Annotated in this window: 17 protein-coding genes and 1 tRNA gene; 4 read left to right on the forward strand and 14 right to left on the reverse strand. The window is 45.8% G+C overall.

Annotation, left to right across the window (positions count from 1 at the left end; all coding sequences use genetic code 11):
- Positions 1–19: 19 nt before the first annotated feature.
- The 5 genes from BLQ17_RS18345 to BLQ17_RS18370 all read right to left on the reverse strand — a co-directional run bounded on the left by BLQ17_RS18345 (position 20) and on the right by BLQ17_RS18370 (position 3,839).
- The gene (locus BLQ17_RS18345; protein WP_092225520.1) at positions 20–226 is read right to left on the reverse strand and encodes a hypothetical protein; all 207 of its coding nucleotides are present in this window, start codon (positions 224–226) and stop codon (positions 20–22) included.
- The gene (locus tag BLQ17_RS18350) at positions 223–744 is read right to left on the reverse strand and encodes an O-acetyl-ADP-ribose deacetylase (protein ID WP_092225522.1); all 522 of its coding nucleotides are present in this window, start codon (positions 742–744) and stop codon (positions 223–225) included. The genes BLQ17_RS18345 and BLQ17_RS18350 overlap by 4 nt, the downstream gene beginning before the upstream one ends.
- 313 nt (positions 745–1,057) lie before the next feature.
- The gene (locus tag BLQ17_RS18360; protein WP_092225526.1) at positions 1,058–1,642 is read right to left on the reverse strand and encodes an NF038143 family protein; all 585 of its coding nucleotides are present in this window, start codon (positions 1,640–1,642) and stop codon (positions 1,058–1,060) included.
- A 6-nt stretch (positions 1,643–1,648) separates the two neighbouring features.
- A complete protein-coding gene (locus BLQ17_RS18365; RefSeq protein ID WP_092225528.1) occupies positions 1,649–1,993 on the reverse strand; it encodes a DUF4179 domain-containing protein in 345 nt (114 codons plus the stop codon).
- 82 nt (positions 1,994–2,075) lie between these two features.
- The gene (locus BLQ17_RS18370; protein WP_092225530.1) at positions 2,076–3,839 is read right to left on the reverse strand and encodes a YeiH family protein; all 1,764 of its coding nucleotides are present in this window, start codon (positions 3,837–3,839) and stop codon (positions 2,076–2,078) included.
- A gap of 622 nt (positions 3,840–4,461) precedes the next feature.
- On the opposite strand from BLQ17_RS18370, the gene BLQ17_RS18375 reads away from it, so the two are divergent.
- Positions 4,462–4,986 (forward strand): thiamine pyrophosphate-dependent enzyme, encoded by a 525-nt coding sequence (locus BLQ17_RS18375; protein WP_092225532.1) that lies wholly within the window; start codon positions 4,462–4,464, stop codon positions 4,984–4,986.
- A gap of 224 nt (positions 4,987–5,210) precedes the next feature.
- Here the strand turns inward: BLQ17_RS18375 and BLQ17_RS18380 are convergent, their stop codons facing one another.
- A complete protein-coding gene (locus BLQ17_RS18380) occupies positions 5,211–6,467 on the reverse strand; it encodes a (Fe-S)-binding protein (protein WP_092225534.1) in 1,257 nt (418 codons plus the stop codon).
- A gap of 562 nt (positions 6,468–7,029) precedes the next feature.
- Between BLQ17_RS18380 and BLQ17_RS18385 the strand changes: the two genes are divergently transcribed.
- Positions 7,030–7,518 carry a GNAT family N-acetyltransferase gene (locus BLQ17_RS18385; RefSeq protein ID WP_092225536.1) on the forward strand — a complete coding sequence of 163 codons (489 nt, stop codon included), beginning with the start codon at positions 7,030–7,032 and terminating at the stop codon, positions 7,516–7,518.
- A gap of 70 nt (positions 7,519–7,588) precedes the next feature.
- Positions 7,589–7,984 (forward strand): VOC family protein, encoded by a 396-nt coding sequence (locus BLQ17_RS18390; RefSeq protein ID WP_092225538.1) that lies wholly within the window; start codon positions 7,589–7,591, stop codon positions 7,982–7,984.
- Between the two features lie 386 nt (positions 7,985–8,370).
- Here BLQ17_RS18390 and BLQ17_RS18395 read toward each other — a convergent pair whose 3' ends face one another.
- Complete coding sequence (locus tag BLQ17_RS18395; RefSeq protein WP_092225540.1) at positions 8,371–9,273, reverse strand: IS630 family transposase; 903 nt, start codon at positions 9,271–9,273, stop codon at positions 8,371–8,373.
- Positions 9,274–10,016: 743 nt separating this feature from the next.
- Positions 10,017–10,090 (reverse strand) — tRNA-Gln (locus BLQ17_RS18405).
- A gap of 707 nt (positions 10,091–10,797) precedes the next feature.
- Here BLQ17_RS18405 and BLQ17_RS18410 point away from each other — a divergent pair.
- Positions 10,798–11,916: a mandelate racemase/muconate lactonizing enzyme family protein gene (locus BLQ17_RS18410; protein ID WP_092225544.1), complete on the forward strand. Its 1,119-nt coding sequence runs from the start codon at positions 10,798–10,800 to the stop codon at positions 11,914–11,916.
- 328 nt (positions 11,917–12,244) lie between these two features.
- Here BLQ17_RS18410 and BLQ17_RS18415 read toward each other — a convergent pair whose 3' ends face one another.
- The 6 genes from BLQ17_RS18415 to BLQ17_RS18440 all read right to left on the reverse strand — a co-directional run.
- On the reverse strand, positions 12,245–13,294 hold the full coding sequence (locus tag BLQ17_RS18415) for an XdhC family aldehyde oxidoreductase maturation factor (RefSeq protein WP_092225546.1): 1,050 nt from the start codon (positions 13,292–13,294) through the stop codon (positions 12,245–12,247).
- A 14-nt stretch (positions 13,295–13,308) separates the two neighbouring features.
- The gene (gene yqeB / locus BLQ17_RS18420) at positions 13,309–14,106 is read right to left on the reverse strand and encodes a selenium-dependent molybdenum cofactor biosynthesis protein YqeB (RefSeq protein ID WP_092225548.1); all 798 of its coding nucleotides are present in this window, start codon (positions 14,104–14,106) and stop codon (positions 13,309–13,311) included.
- Positions 14,107–14,112: 6 nt separating this feature from the next.
- Positions 14,113–15,150, reverse strand: coding sequence for a molybdopterin-binding protein (locus BLQ17_RS18425; protein WP_092225550.1), 1,038 nt, complete (start codon positions 15,148–15,150; stop codon positions 14,113–14,115).
- A 170-nt stretch (positions 15,151–15,320) separates the two neighbouring features.
- Positions 15,321–16,595 carry a M20 family metallo-hydrolase gene (locus BLQ17_RS18430; protein ID WP_176761309.1) on the reverse strand — a complete coding sequence of 425 codons (1,275 nt, stop codon included), beginning with the start codon at positions 16,593–16,595 and terminating at the stop codon, positions 15,321–15,323.
- A complete protein-coding gene (locus tag BLQ17_RS18435) occupies positions 16,564–17,922 on the reverse strand; it encodes a dihydroorotase (RefSeq protein ID WP_092225554.1) in 1,359 nt (452 codons plus the stop codon). The genes BLQ17_RS18430 and BLQ17_RS18435 overlap by 32 nt, the downstream gene beginning before the upstream one ends.
- Positions 17,923–18,140: 218 nt before the next feature.
- Positions 18,141–19,020 (reverse strand): UbiD family decarboxylase (locus tag BLQ17_RS18440; protein WP_143005548.1); only part of this gene is annotated, 880 nt, incomplete at its 5' end.

Genomic DNA, 19,020 nt, shown 5'->3' on the forward strand with positions numbered 1-19,020 from the left:
GAACTCTTTTTTACCTGCATCAATCTTCGCCTGCAAAAGAAATTTCCATATCGATCATTTCTCTTGCTCTTTCAATTGCACGCTGCTTGGTGATGCCGCCCATCGGGACATATTGCGACTGACCTGACGGGCTGCTGATGGTAAAGGTGAATTGGGAGCACTGCTCGTCTTTGGCCGCTACCGAGATCGTCCATCCTTTGTAAATATCCGTTATTGAGTTTTTCATGAAGCAGCCTCTCTTTCATTTTTGGCCCTGATAAGTTCTTTTTCTACCACCGGTGAGAAACAGGAAAAAAAGACCGTGGTGATAGCATCATTATTTTCAAGAAACCTGATAACCTCATCCATTGCTATGTCACAGGCCGTGGCAACGGGAAAGCCGTAAGCACCGCAACTGATGGCGGGAAAAGCGATGGTCTTCACGCCGTTTTTGGCACCGCACTCCAGGCTCTTGCGGTAGCATGACGCAAGCAGTGATCTTTCATTTTTGCCGCCACCCTGCCATATCGGACCGACGGTATGGATCACAAATTTTGCCGGTAGATTGTAACCGCCCGTGATCTTGGCTTCACCGGTAGGGCAGCCGTGCAACTGTCTGCATTCTTCGAGCAGTTCCGGTCCAGCTGCACTGTGTATGGCGCCATCGACACCACCGCCGCCCAACAGGGTGCTGTTTGCCGCGTTGACAATCGCATCCACCTTTAGCCTGGTTATGTCTGTGCTCACTATCTGAATACGTTCCATGGACACCACCTCTTGCCGTAAATTTATAAATGACTATGCTAAGTTTTTACAGTTTGATAGTCGGCTGGTATTTGCCACTAGTAAAGAATTCTTTTATATCAATACTTTTAAGTATCTTATATCCGAGATCAAGCGGCTTGTCCGCCATCCGGTGTTGGCGACCGGTTCTGTGAGGGGCCAGCCCAGTCAACTCAACAGCGCGAAAAACTTTTCTTTAATCGGGGCAGCTGATCTGGCTCCCAAGGACCATTACCGGTTGCGAGTCATTTTTACGTCGGGCTTGGGTAACGCGAGCGCGGGGAAGTGAAGGGGATCAGGGAAAGATGTCTGCAGCCTGTCTGTGCCTGATCTTCTTGACGCAGTCCTGCATTGACCTTATCACAGTCTTGAATGTGTCCTGCTCGCCGGGGATATGGGAAATCAGGGATCGGTTGAAATCGGCTTCGACCCGATTGAGTTTTTTCAACTCGACCAGGTACGTTGATTTTTTCCCGTGAGCCGATCGCACCAGCTCCTCATAGCTGTCGCCTTCAGCCTTGAGCAACAACAAAAAGTGTGCAGCCAGTTGATCGAGCCATGCACGATATTGTTGCTGCACTGCGGTCGGGGTGCTGCTCAACTCGATGACGCTTTCCAGGTTTACGGGCTTGTTGGCGGCAACCGATTCCACCACCGCATCAAGAGTCCTCTGTCTCGTGACGAGAAAATTGCTGCTGAAGTCCTGCAACCCGTTTCGGTACCGCTTGAGCTGAAAATAATAAAAGACGAAAAAGATAGGGATCAGGATCATCCACAGCGCCAGTTGCGGTTTGTCGATGATCTCCCCGGCCACCTGCTTGGCAAAATCCTGTTCGTGACCGAGGATGAGCTCCTTTTTGCGGTCTAGTTCAGTACCCATGGTTGATCATTGGGGCAGGGCACGCAGGCCGAAATAGAGGATGAGCAGGCAGATGACGATTCCCGAAATAAGCGGTAAGGTCAGTCCGTAGTGCTCAGGTGCCAGCAGCTGCAGGGTCTGTGTCAGGTATTGCTGCCCTGTATAAGACCCTTCAATTTCGGTATAGTAATACGCGCCGGCATCGATACCGTTCTCCTCGATCACCTGGACGATTTTATTCATGCCGTAAATATACTTCATGAGCCAGGGCCCGATGAAGACCCCGAAACAATATATGAACAGGCAGACCGAGAACAGTACAGTCCAGGATTTAAAGCGGCTCTTTCGCGGCTTTTTGCGATGTGTCTTCATTGCGTTGAGACCGGTGAATACTTTTTTTGATAATGGGTCCTCTTTACCCCAAATCCATCACCGGCAAGAGGACCCATGAGTGTTAAATCGTTGCTGTTAATTCAGGAAATACCACATAGAACATGATGTAGGCAACGATCAGCGTCAGACAGAGGTTGAATGACTGGCCGAAAACATAAAGAATCAAAGGTTTTCCGCCGACAAAATGTTCTCTGAGTTCACGGAAGTTGGTTGCCAGCCCAATGCTTACGAACGACAAACAGAAGAACCAGCCCCTGAACAGGTCTCCCATTCCCTTGACCACACCCTGGTCTATCATCGCCGGGCCGAGACCACTGACCTGGTTGTTGAGCGAACTATAGAGCAGAGAAAAGATGATCGACGCGGCGATGAACCCGAGCACGAACTTGGGAAAACGATACCAGATTTCAATGGCGCCAACCGTACGGCCGGTCTCCTGGATCTCAACCCTGGTAGTGAAATAGATCGCTACGCAGAATGCAATAACGCCAATAAGGACGTTCTGGATCATTTTGATGGTTGCGGCAACATAAAGAGCCTTTTCCCCGAGAAATGCGCCTGCCGCCGCTACCGCACCGGTTGCATCGATGGTTCCGCCCATCCAGGCGCCGCCCAGGATGAGCTGCTTGTCGACCGGAAAGGTGGATTTGATTATGGCGGGCATAACTATCATCATAATCGAGGTGAAAACCAGGGACAGGCCGACCGCCAGGGTCAACTCCTCCTTCTTGGCCTTGCAGGCCGCCGCAGTGGCGATCGCCGCGCTCACTCCGCACACGCTCATGTCGGAGCAGATCGTGGCGTTGAGCCGCTTGGAAGGTATCCGGACAATCTTCTGGCCGACCCAGTAGGTAACCAGCCACACCGTCGGGGTGACGACCCACGCTACGAAGATACCTGCTGTCCCGATGGTAATTATCTTTTCAAACAGAATTCCGGCACCTAGCAGCACCAGACCGGTCTTGATATAATACTCTGTCTGTACCGCAGGCTTAGCCCATTCGGGTGTGCCGACCGTGTTGGAGATCAACATACCGAAAAATATTGCCCAGAATGCGTAGCCGATACCGTAGGCTTTCATGGTCGCCTGCGAACTGGCGACGTAAGCCAGTATGGTAATGAGAAAGACAAAGATGAAGCCGACGACAAACTCCTTGAACGGCTGCCCCATTGCTGCTGTACCGATGCCGAAAAAGAGAGCAAAACAGATGCCGAGCATGATTAGCCAACCAATCTGATTATACGGCTTGGCCTTGGTTTTGCCTTTTGCTTTACTTGCCGCAAGCCAAGCGTTTCGCCAGTTCGCAATCGATTGCTTGGCTTCTTCATTGAGCGCTGCATCGCTAAATCCTGCAGCCTCGGCGGCTGCTTCGGCAGCCTGTGCGACAGCCAGGGCCTCTTGCTCGGCCGCATGAGCCTTTTCATACTTGGGCATTGCAGCCGCGTTTTTGGCATCGGCCGCCGTCTCGCTCATGATAAATGCGTCCACGGGGTTAGATTTCCAGCCGTGGGGCTTCTTGGAAAAGGTGGATAACCATTTGCCTATTGATGTACTTTTGACTTTAACATCATTTTTGGCATCATTGAGTTGATACCAGCCAATGGTCCTGAACTTGTCGGTTTTCTGGGCATCGGCTAAATATTTTCCTTCTATTTCCGTAAGCTTTCCATGCATCTGCGATGTATGCGGGAAATAGACTATAATACCCATCAGCAGGAGAAAGAAGCCCAGCCATACCGCCCACCAGTCTTCCTTTTTCCACAGTTCGGACCATTCCCATTTGCCAACGTCAACAACTACTTGATCACCTTGTTGCTCTGCCATAGCGCCTCCTCAGTAAAGAAGTGATATTGATCGGATTTCAACTAAAAGAAAGCACACGCACTCCCAGCCACAAAAAAACATCCACTGTATATTCGATATCATATCGGCAGGTTCGAGTCCATTTAAATGTTATTTCCCGCTCAATTAAATTGATAAATTATTTATCTTGACTGACTAGTGACGTTTGATTTTTATAGTAGTACCGGTTCAGAGGTGTCCTGGGGAAAAGATGTAAGGAATGCCCGAAAAATAACAGGAACCATAACCTGCACTTCAACCTTGGCGCCATGAAAGCTCCCTGATACAAATCTGCAAGAGATCGCTTTTCTGGCCACCCCTGTGTTTGGCCGGGTATGGTGTTGTTAATCGTATATATTTCCAAACGTTAAGTGTGTTGTGTCATGAATCGCATTTACCGTCAGTTATTTTGTAATTTATTTTATAAAATAACTGACGGTAAATGACAAACAGAGTTATAGTAATTCGTCAACTCTGCGGAGTTGGCATCAGACGTATAGCTTTAAATTCCAACCCTGCCAGGGTTTTGTATCCCAGGGGCGGCTTGACGCCTTGGAGACGTCACCGGTCAGGAGTTTCATGGTGGTGAGGATATACCCATGACATGAAAAAAAGTATCCTGTCCCGCTTAGACCAATGGAATCCGGTAAGCATTCGGCCTGATAATGGTACGATGGATGGAGCAGGCATAGTCCTGAACCAGAAAAGGGGGTATGTCTGCTCGGTGGACCGGGGGCAAAACCTCTTGACCAAGGTAATCGAGACGTCTCTGGATACTGATCTTCTCCGGGCGGGGGACGAATCCTGTTTTTCGGTGATACCATCACAGATTTTTAAAGGAAATTCACAAACTCCAGTGGTTCACCACCTGGTGCTGAGTACTCGTTCTTTTGCTACCGTCGATGAAGTCCGGTCTCAACTTGACGGCATTATCTACAAGGAAATGAAAGATTTTTCCGTTTCCCAGGGGATGAATTTTGACCCGGCCTTTTCAGACCACTCCCTTTGTAAAATGACTGTCATCGTTTGCAAATGCGAGAGTGGCAATATCTCGGTTCCTGTTATCGAGCTTGATGCCCCGGTCATCAAGCATCGTCTTGTGCAAGAAGTGAGAAAGCACAGCGTATAGCAGGACGGATCGGTGCTCGATTTTGCTGGGTGCGAGAAAAATCTCATATCTTCAGGTGGCGGATAGATAACATTACATAGTCAATGGTAACTTGTTATATTTATAAGCTCTTTGGTTGTTGATTCAGGTTTGGATATCCGCCGGATTGCCATATGAGATAACTGGACGTTTTTTATACTTCGTCCCCTGTAAATTCCATATATGTTTTTTGCTTCCAAGAATGATTATTTTACAAACAGAGATCTCAGGGTCGCGATGATTTTTTCTCTTTCAAAAGGAGTGTCCTCTATATTTGATCCGATATCGTTGAGAATTAATTCCAGATCATTCCAGTGAGCATATTTTTTGTATTTGTCTTGACGATGAATGCCCATTAACTCAGCAATAAGATTTACATAATTGACAACTTCAATATCAAGTCCAGTTGCTTTGGATGCAAAGGTTTGGTTGCAATAATGACAGATCGTAACCATTTGCTTAGCCCCGGTTTGTTTTGCTTCCCGTAGCCTGTACGATTGGATTTGTGAACAACTGTCAGGGAACCAGCAAGCGGCTCCGCTGCCACAACATAGCGTATTGGCACCATGATGCTCCATTTCTTTTAGCTCGACATTGGGCAGTTGTGAAAGTACCTGTCGTGGTCCGTCCGGGTCTGTTCCTGTATAGGCTGATTTACACGGTTCGTGAAGTGTCAGGATTTTATCGGCTGAGTCTTCAGCCAGCGGTAGCTTCTTAATATTTCCCGCCAAATATTGAGGAAAAGAAATGACCTTGAACTGCACATCTGTTGAGGAAGCTATGTATTTGTGGAACCGGCAATGACAGGTGGGGCACCATAGGATTATGGCTTTCGGATTGTAACCGCACAGCTTGGCTATGAGTTTATCTGCAGTAAGGCTTCCCTGTTGCTGCAGCCCGAAGAACAATTGGTTGTCACCGCAACAATTATCAAGTCCCGGAAGGAATGCATATGAGTCGCCTATGTAATCCATGATATCCAGCGCATTCAGTATTTTTTCCGGCTGGAAGTATACATTGCAGCCTGGGAAAAAGACATATTCCACCTCCTGTTTCGGGGAGGTGGTCGTGATGCGCTGGTATTCGTTTTCCGAAACCTGTACACGGGCAATTATCCGCTGGGGACTTTCAGCCCCCTGACTGTCACTAAAATGAGATGGTGCCATGCCTTGGGAGATAAACACTCCTTTTATCAGTTCATTTATCAACATGGGATTGAGGTCTTGGGGACAGACATCCGTTGTGCATCTGAAACATTCCATACAGGCAAATGCTTTTGTGTAGGCTAAATGGTTAAAGGTCCCATTTTCAACGCTGTCAAAAACGGCTTCCTGGATTTTTGGCGCTGGTTCTTTTAAATCTGTATAGGGTAATATCGGACAGTTATCTGCGCAAACACCACATTGAATACATTGATCAAGAAATTTTACCCTCTCTTTTTTGTAGTATTCCAGGATAGCCATTTTATTCTTCCCCCATTTCAAAATGGTTAAATGTCACTTTGCTGATATTGTCCAGATATTGAAACAAAAAACGGTGGCGTCGGACTTCTGTATACTAATCCAGTTTGTTCGTATTACAATAACTGTCAAGCGGGAAAAACTGCCAGGAAAACAGGAGGGCTGGAATAAATAGTTGGCAACGCTATGTCGAGGTCGGCGCTGTCATTCGTTTGCTTATTCTAACAACTTGCAAAGATAGTCATGACATAATGAGATAGTTTATAGTATGTTATGTGGTGTTGATGGAGCAATATTTCTAAACACATGCCAATTAATAAAGGAAATTGGCATTCTGGAGAATCCGTTACATTGCGGAGATTGAAGATTCCATGGAATTACTTGTTAATGTCGACCGCTGGGGCGCCATGAATCGCGGTAACTACTTTATCAAACCCTTTGTGTCGTTCTACGAGAGTGAACATGGAATTTGACCAAGGTATCATGCACAGCGCAGTCAGGCAAAGCTTGCTTAGCGGGTACATGGCGTTGGTCGGCACCGTGATTATGCACTATATGTGAAAATATGATCAGGGAAGCAAAACCAGAGGACTGTGTTGCCCTGGCGGCATTGTCTATTAAAATCTGGCTCGACACATATGCTGTCGATGGTATGCGAAACGAGTACGCAAAATATGTGCTTTCAAATTTCACCGAAGAGTATTTCATTGGGCTCCTCAGCAATGTCGACTACCGATTACTTGTAAGTGCGTGTGATGGAGTGCTGCAGGGGTTTGTAATGGTGAATCTGGACTCTTATTTTGAAACTCGGGAAAATGGTTTTGAAATTGAGAAATTGTACGTAGACGAGAAGTTTAAAGGCCAGGGGCTGGGCCGCACGCTTCTCACCGAGGTGGCCGAAAGGTTTGGTAACGTTTTTTGGCTCTATACCTGGGTAGAGAACGAGTCAAATGAGTTTTATAAACACCTGGGTTTCCGCCGGATCGGTGGCTTAACGTTTGATTTTAAAGGCCATACCATAGCAAACCATGTTTATAAGCGAAACCAGACATGACAAACGGATTAAGATGGGCCGCCGTCGCGTGGCGTTGGTCGATGGTGTGGTTTAACCTCAGGGAGGGATCATGGACATAACACAGTTATCGTCATGTTTTTGTACAAAGAATGTTGGTCAGTGCAGGGACTTTTACCAGAAATATCTCGGCGCCAAGATAACTTTTGACTGCGGATGGTATCTCAATATGGTCATTGGCAGCCAAGGTGCCACCATTCAGTTTATGGAACCGCAAGGTGATATGCCTGTTTATGCCGGTGTCGGAGTAACTTTGAATTTCGCGGTCGATGATGTTGATGCAGAATATCAACGCTTAATGGCCGCTGGGCTATCAGTAGTCATGCCGCTGGAAGATCACCCTTGGGGCGACAGGGGGTTCTCTGTCACGGATCCGATTGGAAATTCAATTTACATTTATTCAGACCGAGAACCATCGGACGAATTTAAGCAGTACATTAAAGGTTAGCAGGAGTAAGCAGGTTTGCCCACAGTGTGCCGCTGAATCCCCGCAAAGCCTCTCTTTATTGTGCAGCGTTACCAGCGTTCATGGCGGCCGCGTCGCCATGAATCGGAGGGGCGCCCCCCCCCGCATCGTCGCTTCCGAAGAGAAAAGGGGAGTGACGGGGCACCGGACACAACAGAGTTAAACAGAGTTTGGTGCATCTCGTACACAGCGTTGGCCACCACTGTTATTTATCCGGCGGGTAAATAGTAGAAATCTATGCGGCGTCTTTGATTGGCGGATGGTCGAAATAATTGACCACCTGCTGTGGCTTGCGTTGCAGTATTCGTATGTGTCCAAGAATTTTTGTTTTTCAGCTCTTCCTTTGTCCTTGGTGGCGAAGATGATTCTTAACCTGTCTTGAGGTTATAATTCAAGTGCTCATCCGGGTTGAGTTCCGGCGAGTATGACGGAAGATAGAACACTTCAATCTGATTTTCATGCCGTTTCAGCCACTTTCTCACCAGTTTTGCATGGTGAACCGGCAAAATATCCAATACCAAGAAGACCTTGCGGCCAGAGTCCTTTATCAGCCTTTTCATAAAACGCAGCAGCACTCTGGCGTTTTTGGTTGTGTTGTTCATCATGAATCGAACCAGACCCTGGTTGTTGGTAGCGGAGATCATGTTTATTGAAAAACGCTTCGGATTGATCTCTACTATGGGAGTTTTACCTTTGGGGGCAGAGGGTTGACTGTGATTGCAGTCATTGCGAGCCCCGGTCTCATCACCCCAGTAAATCTCACCATTCTCAATTGCTGCCCGTGCCTTTATCTCGGGGTAGGTTTCATCCAGCCATTTCTGTATGGCTTTTGGGCTGCGTTCATATGCTCTTTTGATCTGTTTCTGAGGTGTAAGTCCCCACCGCTTCATGTAATCACCGATAGTTCGCAGGGCAATCTTCACCCTCCATATCTGATACACCGCGGACTGGATGGCTTTTCGATTCCAGAGGGCAAAAGGAAGCTTGAGTTGCTTTGGGTTTTTATCGACCAGCAACTTCTTCAGCGCTTTCTCCTGAGCTGCCGTTAAAAGCCGCTGGGACTCTGAGCTCCTGCCCCGTTTCTTGAGAACGATTGCTTTTCTGCCGCCGGCCTCCCAAATTGAAATCCACTTGCAGACGGCGGAGTAGCTGACACCTATGATTTTAGCAATATCTTTCCGCTTTCTTCCTGCCTTGAACAAACGGATAGCCTGGTCGCGATTGTATTGCTGAATCTCCTGCGATAGTTTTCTGGCATCTTGTTTTTTCATGTCGGCACTATACCATAAAATCTATTATTTCCCCTCCTGGGTAATGGTCAGGCGGACAATAAATAGAATCTGTGTAACGCGTTTGATTGCCGGATGTTCGAACTATTCTGCATTAAGGCCAAGCCCTTCTGGTGGTTCGTAGCCCTGGCGGGATCGGTTGTCGTTGCAGAATTGATTAGTGGCAATTGCCAGAAGAAGCTTCGCAATCAGAGAAAACAACGATCAGGAACAGCGAATTATACCAATTTGTGTGGAACTCAAAGAGGGAGTTGGAAATGACAAGCGGCAACCAGGCAGGTATGGCCGCCGCACAATGATTCATTCCTGGATGTTTTCGTTACTCGTCCACATCACCGGCGCCCAATCCCTGAGATATACCATTATTTTTGATATCGTCCACGACCTTTTCAGAACAGAGATTTTTAAGCCGCTTCTCGTTATTATGCAGGTGCGACTGAGTATGTAATTTGAGCTCTCTTCGTTGTTGCTCACAATTGGTTGGGTAAATTCATCCAGCGCCTCTTCTGAGACACACGCAGGATGTTCTCCCTTCGTGGTTGCAGCTGGCGACCATTGAACGGAAACCATCAATAGCATAGTTGCCAATACAGTCTTCTTCATTGCCGGCTCGGTCTATTGAGTTCTTTGTCGTACGGCACACAAGTGTTTTGTCCTGACAAATGAAAAAGTCAAATCCCTGGGACAAAATGGATGGGAGAAAATGTGGCTTACTGCTTATTCGCTGGCTGGGGGACAGGGATTCGAACCCCGATAAGCGGAGTCAGAGTCCGCCGCCTTACCATTAGACCATCCCCCAGCTCTTAGTGGTTGGTCGCCGAGTTTATAGTAGTTTTCCTGTGGTGTGTCAAGAAAAAAGGACGCTGGATGCCGATATTCTTGACTATTATTTTTCACCCCTTTGTGTCAAGTATGGTATATCAGCAACACCTTGCTCAAAGAATATATTGCAAGGAACTCTTGATTTGTCCAAACAGAGGTGGCTCAGATCATTTGAACAGTTTTTCATTTTTTTAAGTGGAAAACCAGCCAGGATTTACACCGGCAAGTCCTGGCTGGCAATTTTTCACAATAGGTCTCGCCCGGTGTCTGTCTGTTAAGAGCTGAATGCGGTCGACATCGGTTGTATCAGTCAAAATATCTCATAATCGATCTGCGTGCCTCAGAAACTGAGTCTTGAAGTAGTCAAAAATAATGGTATCTTTCATCTACTAAGGCGAAAGCTTGTTAGGGAGTGTTGGGGTTTTAGGAATTATCTAAAAGCCAAGATTTTTTCACACACAATGATCGCGGATCAATGATCGTCTTAGCCTGGCACTCCCAATATCTTCAACACTGGTCCAAATTTACAATTTACCAACTATAATTTTACAAAAACATTGCATCGGACAGAGGTTAGGACTTTAATGAATAGTATAATAAAATGAGTGCAGTTTAGCTTTGCCACTTAGTGATCCAAACAAGTGAACTCATTTTTAACATTATTCAAAAGCAGGAGCCCGGAAAGTGAAAATTCAGGATGTGCAAGTAATTTGTCTGCGAGTGCCAGCTTATCAAGAATTCTGTGAGTGGGGAGAAGACGCTGTCCTAATAAAAGTTATCACTGATACAGGACTTGTTGGTTGGGGGGAGAGTGATAGCTCACCACTCGTTGTGAAAGCAGTAATAGAGGCTCCGGGGTCAAACCTTTACTGCTATGGTCTAAAAGAACTTCTCCTGGGAGAAAATCCTTTGGAAATCCAAAGGATCTGGGACAAGATGTATTGGAGCTCCAACTATTTGGGCAGGAGAGGTGTTGGAATCCACGCTATAAGTGCGGTTGATATTGCTCTGTGGGATATTGCTTCTCAGTATTATCAGGTTCCTATTCATATCCTACTGGGAGGGAAGTATAGGGATAGAATTCGCGCGTATGGAACCTTTATACCTGCCAACACTCCGGATGAAAACAGGGCTGTTGCCCGTAAGTTTAAAAACGAGGGTTTCACCAGTTTGAAATTTGGAGGCGGTATCTTTGGAGACAACGACGATACCGATTATGAAATCATCAAGGCTGTGCGGGAAGAGCTGGGGGATGATTTTGAACTCCAGATTGATCTTGGTTCAAAGTGGAAAACCTATGGTAGGGCTCTCGGTATGTTCAAGCGTCTCGAAGAATTCAAATTAAACTGGATAGAAGAACCTGTGCTGGCCGATGACATGAAAGCCTATGCCAAACTGTCAGGTGTATCGGGAGCTAAAACCGCAGGTGGAGAATCGTTGACCACCCGTTACGAATTTAACGATTTCCTCCAATATGCCCAACCGGATATCGTTCAGCCAGATATCACGCGTTGTGGTGGAATTTCCGAGATGCGCAAGATCAGCGACCTGGCAACGATGCATGGCGCTAAACTGGTCCCTCACGGATTCAGCACTGGAATCCTGATCGCAGCGACTGTCCAGTTCCTCGCTAGTACTCCTGACGGTGATTTAATGGAATACTCACGTAGCTCCAGCCCCCTTTTCACAAGGCTGGTAAAAAACCTCCTCCCTTTTAAGGATGGTTACGTGAATGTTCCAGATTGCATCGGCTTAGGTGTTGAATTGGATGAGCATTTGATAGCACAATACACAATGGACTAATGAAGGAAACAAGGGGAAGTAAAAGAATTGACAGCTTAATTAGATAGAGTCTGTAAATAAAATTGTGTAACTGCTTATTAAGACGAAACCTGGTTGGCGAACATTGACAAAGCAGAGCTAGCACTCACTTTTGACGCAATTTAAGCAAGATATAAACGGTGCCCAATGTACGCTATCCGACGTGCGGATTAATACAATCAATTAACTTCGCCAAGAAAAAGGAACAAGTTATAATGTTTATAAATGGATATGGGTGATGCCTGTGATTTCCCCAATATAGCTACCTATGGTATTCGGATGGTGTGACGGTGGGATTAAAATGTAGTGACTAACGCAGATATGAATGCCTTTTTGTGGCAGCCTCAACTCTCTTTTTCGAACGAGTTTTCACCAACTCGGAGACAATGCTCAATGCTATTTCATGAGGAGTATCGGCGCCGATATCAAGTCCAATTGGACTGCTTACTCGGTTGAAATCATTTTGGCTAAACCCTTCTTCAACGAGTGACTGGTACACAAAGTTACGCTTTTTTGTGCTACCTATCATACCAATATAACCAGCCTTCGTCTTCAGAGCCTGCGCAAGTACATCTTTATCATGAAGATGACCTCGAGTGACAATCACGACATAATCATCATCCGACAACTCACTGAAACAATGAGAAAAACATTCAACAATTTTTATCTCTTTGACATTTTCAAACCTGTCAGCATTAGCAAATTCATCTCTATCATCAATCACCACAACCTCAAAGTCGGCAAATGCAGCGAGTTTTGCCGTAGCATATCCGACATGTCCTGCTCCGATTACAAATACAACACTGGGCGAAGCTAGAGGTTCAACAAATATTTCTGACTTTTCAGTGTGTAACAGATACGGTGCGCGACCAATATCCCTATTTAACGTGGTGACGATTTTTTCATCTAATGATGTAATTTTACGAGATTCGCAGAATGGAATTAAATGAGGAGAATTTCCATTTTGGGGCAAAATGGTTAACAAGGCTGGATGTTTTCCTTGACGACAATCTGCTTGCAGCGAGACAAAAGTTTCCAACATATCAGGTTCAATTTTTTGCATCAGCAAAGATACAGAGCCTCCGCATACCATCCCAAGCTCAGCTGCATCGGGTGAACTGAGAGAATAATCGACTTCCAGATAATGAGCAGAACTTAAAAATATATCACGAGCTTTTTGAATGCATTTTCCCTCTAACGCCCCTCCGCCAATTGTTCCATCCACTGAACCATCTTTACGAACCAGCATTCTAGCACCTAAGGTCCTTGGTGCGGAGCCTGCACTGCGAATAATAACCGCAATCACAACAGTCTGCTGTTGTTTCAACTCACTAACCAAACTATCTAATATTTCGCGCATACTTCACCTTGAAATCAAATATTGAACCTCGACAATACTGCTTCCAGCACAGCCCCACCAAGTCCGAGACTTTTATCGGATACCAGCATATTATTGACATTTTCCCTTGGTTCAATATCTCCAATTTTAACGTTTTTTTCTACAAAGATATTGTTTCTTATCAATCCTCTGACAGTGCCATTTATAAGAGCTTTAACCGCTTTTTTTTGAACAGTACCAATGACATCTCCCGCTTTAACAGCATCATTAATTTGAACTGCACATTGTATCCTGCCCGATGCTGGAGCCCTGATAACTCTCTCAACATCATATCCCATCACATTTGCTGGAATACCAGTATCCCTAGAAGCTTCGCCGTTAAAAATCACCCGTCCAAAATTGGGACCTCGATGGGTTTCTATCACCATATCTACATCAGAGCCGGCATAAAAACCTGGACCTAGTCCAATAACCAGTTCAGCATCATCAATACGGGTACCGAGATTTTTTTTTGCTAAAATAGCATCAATTATCACTTTGGGTTTGCGTTTTAAAATTGTCTCCCAATCTGGATCTATCACAACAGGTATACAGTTGTCGTTTAACGTTTTATCGATTTCGATATCTCTTTGAGCAAGTACTGCATGCACGCCATCAACAGTTTTTCTACCATCATAAATAGCCTCACAAAAGCAGACAGTTCTTCTTACGGCCATAGGATTTTCTATATCAAGCAGGATAATGTTTTTAAAGCCACTACGAAACAGACGCCATGCAATCCCGGAGGCCATTTCACCACCTCCTTTTATAATAATCGGAAGTTTTGTTAACATATAATTTTATCTCCCAAAACTGCAGTTGGGAAAAACACATGTGGGACAATTTAAGCACAGCCCGCCATGGCCTAAGGAATATATTTCTTCGGGTGAAATTTTTTCGCCCGCCAGAACGCGTGGAAAAACAAGATCGAACAGGGTTATGTGACTGTGAAAAACGCAAGCAGGCAGCCCAAGAACGGTAACACCATCAAGGTATCCAATGAGAAACATAGCGCCTGGTAAAACGGGGGTTCCGTAAAGTTGTATGGTTGTACCCGCTGCCCGAACACCTTGTCGAGTTACGTCATCAGCGTCAATGGAAAGGCCACCTGTTAACAGTATTATTTCTGCGCCAGCCTCTTTGGCTTCCCTGATTTTCTTTGCAATAACGTCAACACTGTCAGTTGCTAGCTCTTTAAAAATAAGTTCTGCATTGTATTCCTGAATCTTTTTTCCAACGTAGTTTTCAAACTGATCTTCAATGAGTCCGGTAGCAATTTCACTTCCGGTCACTATTGCGGCAACTTTCATATTCTTATAGGGTAGAATATTGATGACTGGTCCGGTTTTAGCTACGAGATTATCCACATAATCAAGCCTTGAAGAATCGATCGTCAACGGAATAATCCTCGTTCCAGCCACCTGTTGATTTTTTTTAACAGGAATTGTTGATTTCCTTGTGGCAAGACAAACGTCCCCCAGGCTGTTGATTTTCATAAGAGCAGAAATATCTACTTTAAGAACCCCCGACACTTCTGCTGAAATATCCGACTTTCCCTCAGAAGGAGGAGAGTATCTGAGCCCTTTACCGCAAACTGTCCGGGCTATACGTAGCGCCGCTTCGTCCTCATGGATCGTTTCCTCGTCGAGATCTAGGACAAGGAGGTTTAATTTTCCGCAACTTTCTAGGACCGGTATGTCCTGCTCAGAGATTACATGGCCACGTTTAAAAATAGCACTTTTTGATTTCCCTGGAAGTACCTGCGTAATATCATGTGACAAAACGGTACCTACGGAAGAGTATACTGAAATGGTCTTATGTTTTTTTTCATTACACATGTATTACCTCACCTTCATGAAAGAAAAAAATGTCGACAAACATTTGGAAGACGTTCTAGCCTGGCTCGTTGATGTAGTGGTGAATGTAATATCTCCACGGATGTTTTGTGACGGGTATGCGATCGTTGAGCCAGGCCAAATCCACACCAGACTTCTAAATATTGTTATATTCATGATGTCAATTCTACTAAGGATTTTAAGAGTAAATTGGCCCCCTTTTCAATTTGATGTTTAGAGCTATACTCGGAATTAGAGTGACTGCGACCGCCCTTGCATGGAATAAAGATCATTGCCATGGGCATAATAGTTGACATATATGCAGCATCATGACCTGCACCGCTTAACATTTTTGTATAACCAAGTCCCAATTCTTTTGCTTTTTTTTCAAGAACTGATAGCAGGGTCCCATCACTTATCGATGGCCGTCCTTGACTAATTTTTATGTGCTCGATGGTCGTGTTAGTCAGCTTTGCAATTGCGGACGCCGAGGCGAATATGGATTCCAGACATTCCTGGACGAGGAGATTGTCCTCAGAACGAATATCAAGTGTGAAATCAACTCGTTCTGCTATGATATTAGATCCGTTTGGAAATATATCAACCTTACCAACGGTAGCTGTAAAGTAAGTTTTTTGGGAGAGTGTACCTTGCGCTATTTCTGAAATGGCATCAATTACTTTTGAAGCAGCTACAACGGCATCTGAACGCGTGTCCATAGGAGTGTTGCCCGCATGATCGGCTCTTCCCTGCACTGAGAAATCATAGCGAGTAACGGAACAAATACCGGTTACCAACCCCACATCGAGATTCTCATTTTCCAGAACTGGCCCCTGCTCTATGTGCAGTTCCAGGAAACCGTCAAACGTGGCTGTATCAAATAGAGGACAACCAGGTGACAAGAGAGAGAGATTCCCTCCCCATTCTTGGATGGCTTCCGACAGTAGCATCCCAGATTCCCTGTGCTGCAAATTTAGCATCTCATTTGTGAAGTTGCCGGTCGCCAGACGGCTGCCAATACATGATAGCCGAAACTCCGATGGCTCTTCAGCCAAGAAGTCAATACCAACAATGTTCTTGCACGGTATAAATCCAGCTTCTTTCATGCATCGGGCGATTTCCAGAAATGTCAGGACCCCGCTGATTCCGTCAAATCGCCCGCCGCAAGGTACAGTATCGGTGTGGGAACCAACAACAAAATTTCTATCTGAGGTGCCCGAATAGATACCATGTAAATTTCCAGCACCATCAGTTTTTACTTTCAGGCCGGCCTCAAGAAAAGCATCGGTCAACCAATTCCTCATTTCTCTATATTGTGGGGTAAATGATCTCCTTGTATAAGGAGATCCGAGTTCAGTAAACTCGGCTGCATCCATATGTGTGGCCCACAATCGTTCACAATTCACTTTCATGTCATTATCCTGCAACTGGTTTAACAAACCTTCCATTGCCCCGTTTGGCAAGAATAACACCATTGTCACATACCAGCTTACCCCTGAGAAATGCTTTAGTGAGTTTAAAATCAAGGGTCATTCCTTCGTAAGGGCTCCATTCTGAAATGTTGTTACCGCTTTCTCTCGGATTGTACTGATAGGGAGATTCCTTAAAAACTGAGATGTCGGCATCCTTTCCAACTTCCAGCACCCCTTTTTTGTGGTATAAGTTGAACAGTTTCGCGGGATTTTCTGCCATGACTGCCGCTGCTATTTGTAGTGGTACCTCGTGATGTTTACAACCGGTGAGCAACAAAGGGTAAATTGCTTCCAAGCCAGGTGCTCCTGAGGCATTTTTCAACATATCAGGATCGGATTTGCGATCCAGGGACCAGCTGACATGATCAGTAGAAACAACTGTCACATTGCCGTTTTTTAAATGTTGCCAAATTGCTTCGACTTCCGCTTTGGGTCGGATAGGTGGATTGATTTTGCAAAGGCCTTTTAATACTGGGGCATGCTCTTCATGATTCAAGGTTAAATAATGAATACATGCTTCAATGGTTGTGTCAACATTCCGGCTCCGGTAGCCAGCGCACATTTCATAGCCCCTGCCAACCGAACAATGAACCACATGCCCGCGACAGCCGGCTTCTGCCGCCAATTCGTAAATTTCTGCCATGGCAAGTGTTTCTGTTATTTTCGGCCGGCTCAGAGCATGTGCACTCCAATCAGTTAACCTGGATTGTTTTACTTGGTCCAGGTAATGATTGACAGCTTCTTCATTTTCGTTATGGACGCCGGCAACCAGCTTATACTTGGCTATTTCTTTAAAGCATTCAAATAGTAAAAAGCTTGGAATACGGGGAAATCGTTTAGGGTCAGTTCCAAATGTGGAAAATTTAAATCCAGCGGCCCCTGCTTCAACCAGTTCAGCTATGCGTCGCGTGCCTTCTTCTGGATCGATTGTGGCATAAAGAGCGACATCCACTCGGGCATTTTGGTGCACATCTTCTATTTTAGCCTGAAAGCGTTCACGGTTGCAGATCAAACTGCCATCATCATACGGCATATCAACAATGGTTGTTATTCCACCGCTTGCTGCTGAACGTGTCGACCATGCAAACCCTTCACGCCCTTTCTGGCTCAAACTGTGAACCTGTGAATCTATACCTCCAGGCAAAACAAATGATCCGTTCTCGTCAAATATCTTTTCAGCTTCAGGCAGATCACCACTCCCAATTTGGGCAATAGTTTCATCCTTGATTGCAATATAACCGCCCTGGATAATCTCATCCCTGGTAACGATATTGCCTTTTATTACGGAGTCATATATTTTCATAATATTTTTCCATACATAATTATTATTATCGATTTTCAGTAGCAAACTGTTACATACTGAATTAATGCAAAGTAAATTTGGCAACCAATGACTGAATTTGGGAAAGCTAATGACCAATGTCGGAGAAACAAAATTCACCAATAAAGTGTAAATGCATTGTTGTTCTCCCGAATAACTCTGTTTTTCTTTTGCGGTTTGCGTTTAAAAAAAGCAAAAGATCAATATCTATCCAATGTTTCTTTTACCTGGGCAAGAATTCGTTCCGGTGCCCTGGCAGGGATGAATTTCTCCGGTGACAGGGAATCACTGGGTTTTCTGGTTGCGACTATTCCGACCTTGGTAATCGTCAAGTCTTTTTCTAGGGGGTCGCAGCGATCGGCCTTCACCCCGGGTATTATCATGATATCCTCCTCACCCCTCATTCTGGCGGCCAAGGCCCATTCAACCTGGGTCCAGTCGTTTGGGTCAATGTCATCGTCAACCACAATGATCAGCTTAAGCAGGTTGGTGTGGCCCATGGCCAGCATGATGGCGCGCTTGCCCTCTCCCGCCTTGGGCTGGTGCATGCTTATAATGGCGTGCAGCCGTCCCATGCCGCCCTCTGTTATCAACACGTTGGTGACGTTTGGAATTTTTTTCTTCAGGGCGAAACAGGTAGTTGCTCCGATGGCTGCACCGCCGACGAGAAGGTGCTCGGGGGCATAACCCGGAAGAATTGCCTGGTAGACAGGGTTACGACGATGGGTAACGGTTTTTATGAACATCTTGTTGCCGGGACCGTAGAGCTCGTAAAAGCCGTGAAATTCCGAAACAGGTCCTTCGTCCACCAGGTTGTCGCCATGGAGAACTCCTTCCAGAACTATTTCCGCGTCGGCCGGAACCTCCAAGTCTATCGACTTGCATTTGACGAGTTTCAATGGTTCTCCAAGCAGTCTGCCGGCAATTTCGTATTCATCGTGTCCAAGATCGACATAGAATTGCGAGGCCAGAAGAACCGCCGTGTGATTCCCGATAACGACCGCTGTTTCCAGGGGCTTGTTCTGTGCCTCCGCTTTTTTCAGCAGAACATGCAGATGGTGGGTCGGGGCAATCCCGGCG

Origin of the sequence: Desulforhopalus singaporensis (assembly GCF_900104445.1) — a bacterium.
Taxonomy (GTDB): Bacteria; Desulfobacterota; Desulfobulbia; order Desulfobulbales; family Desulfocapsaceae; genus Desulforhopalus_A; species Desulforhopalus_A singaporensis.

Coding starts and splice junctions, on each gene's coding strand:
- BLQ17_RS18375 (WP_092225532.1), top strand. CDS start 4,462: ATGAAAAAAAGTATCCTGTCCCGCTTAGACCAATGGAATCCGGTAAGC.
- BLQ17_RS18370 (WP_092225530.1), bottom strand. CDS start 3,839: ATGGCAGAGCAACAAGGTGATCAAGTAGTTGTTGACGTTGGCAAATGG.
- BLQ17_RS18395 (WP_092225540.1), bottom strand. CDS start 9,273: ATGAAAAAACAAGATGCCAGAAAACTATCGCAGGAGATTCAGCAATAC.
- BLQ17_RS18380 (WP_092225534.1), bottom strand. CDS start 6,467: ATGGCTATCCTGGAATACTACAAAAAAGAGAGGGTAAAATTTCTTGAT.
- BLQ17_RS18430 (WP_176761309.1), bottom strand. CDS start 16,595: ATGGAAGGTTTGTTAAACCAGTTGCAGGATAATGACATGAAAGTGAAT.
- BLQ17_RS18390 (WP_092225538.1), top strand. CDS start 7,589: ATGGACATAACACAGTTATCGTCATGTTTTTGTACAAAGAATGTTGGT.
- BLQ17_RS18350 (WP_092225522.1), bottom strand. CDS start 744: ATGGAACGTATTCAGATAGTGAGCACAGACATAACCAGGCTAAAGGTG.
- BLQ17_RS18415 (WP_092225546.1), bottom strand. CDS start 13,294: ATGCGCGAAATATTAGATAGTTTGGTTAGTGAGTTGAAACAACAGCAG.
- BLQ17_RS18435 (WP_092225554.1), bottom strand. CDS start 17,922: ATGAAAATATATGACTCCGTAATAAAAGGCAATATCGTTACCAGGGAT.
- yqeB (WP_092225548.1), bottom strand. CDS start 14,106: ATGTTAACAAAACTTCCGATTATTATAAAAGGAGGTGGTGAAATGGCC.
- BLQ17_RS18360 (WP_092225526.1), bottom strand. CDS start 1,642: ATGGGTACTGAACTAGACCGCAAAAAGGAGCTCATCCTCGGTCACGAA.
- BLQ17_RS18425 (WP_092225550.1), bottom strand. CDS start 15,150: ATGTGTAATGAAAAAAAACATAAGACCATTTCAGTATACTCTTCCGTA.
- BLQ17_RS18365 (WP_092225528.1), bottom strand. CDS start 1,993: ATGAAGACACATCGCAAAAAGCCGCGAAAGAGCCGCTTTAAATCCTGG.
- BLQ17_RS18385 (WP_092225536.1), top strand. CDS start 7,030: ATGATCAGGGAAGCAAAACCAGAGGACTGTGTTGCCCTGGCGGCATTG.
- BLQ17_RS18345 (WP_092225520.1), bottom strand. CDS start 226: ATGAAAAACTCAATAACGGATATTTACAAAGGATGGACGATCTCGGTA.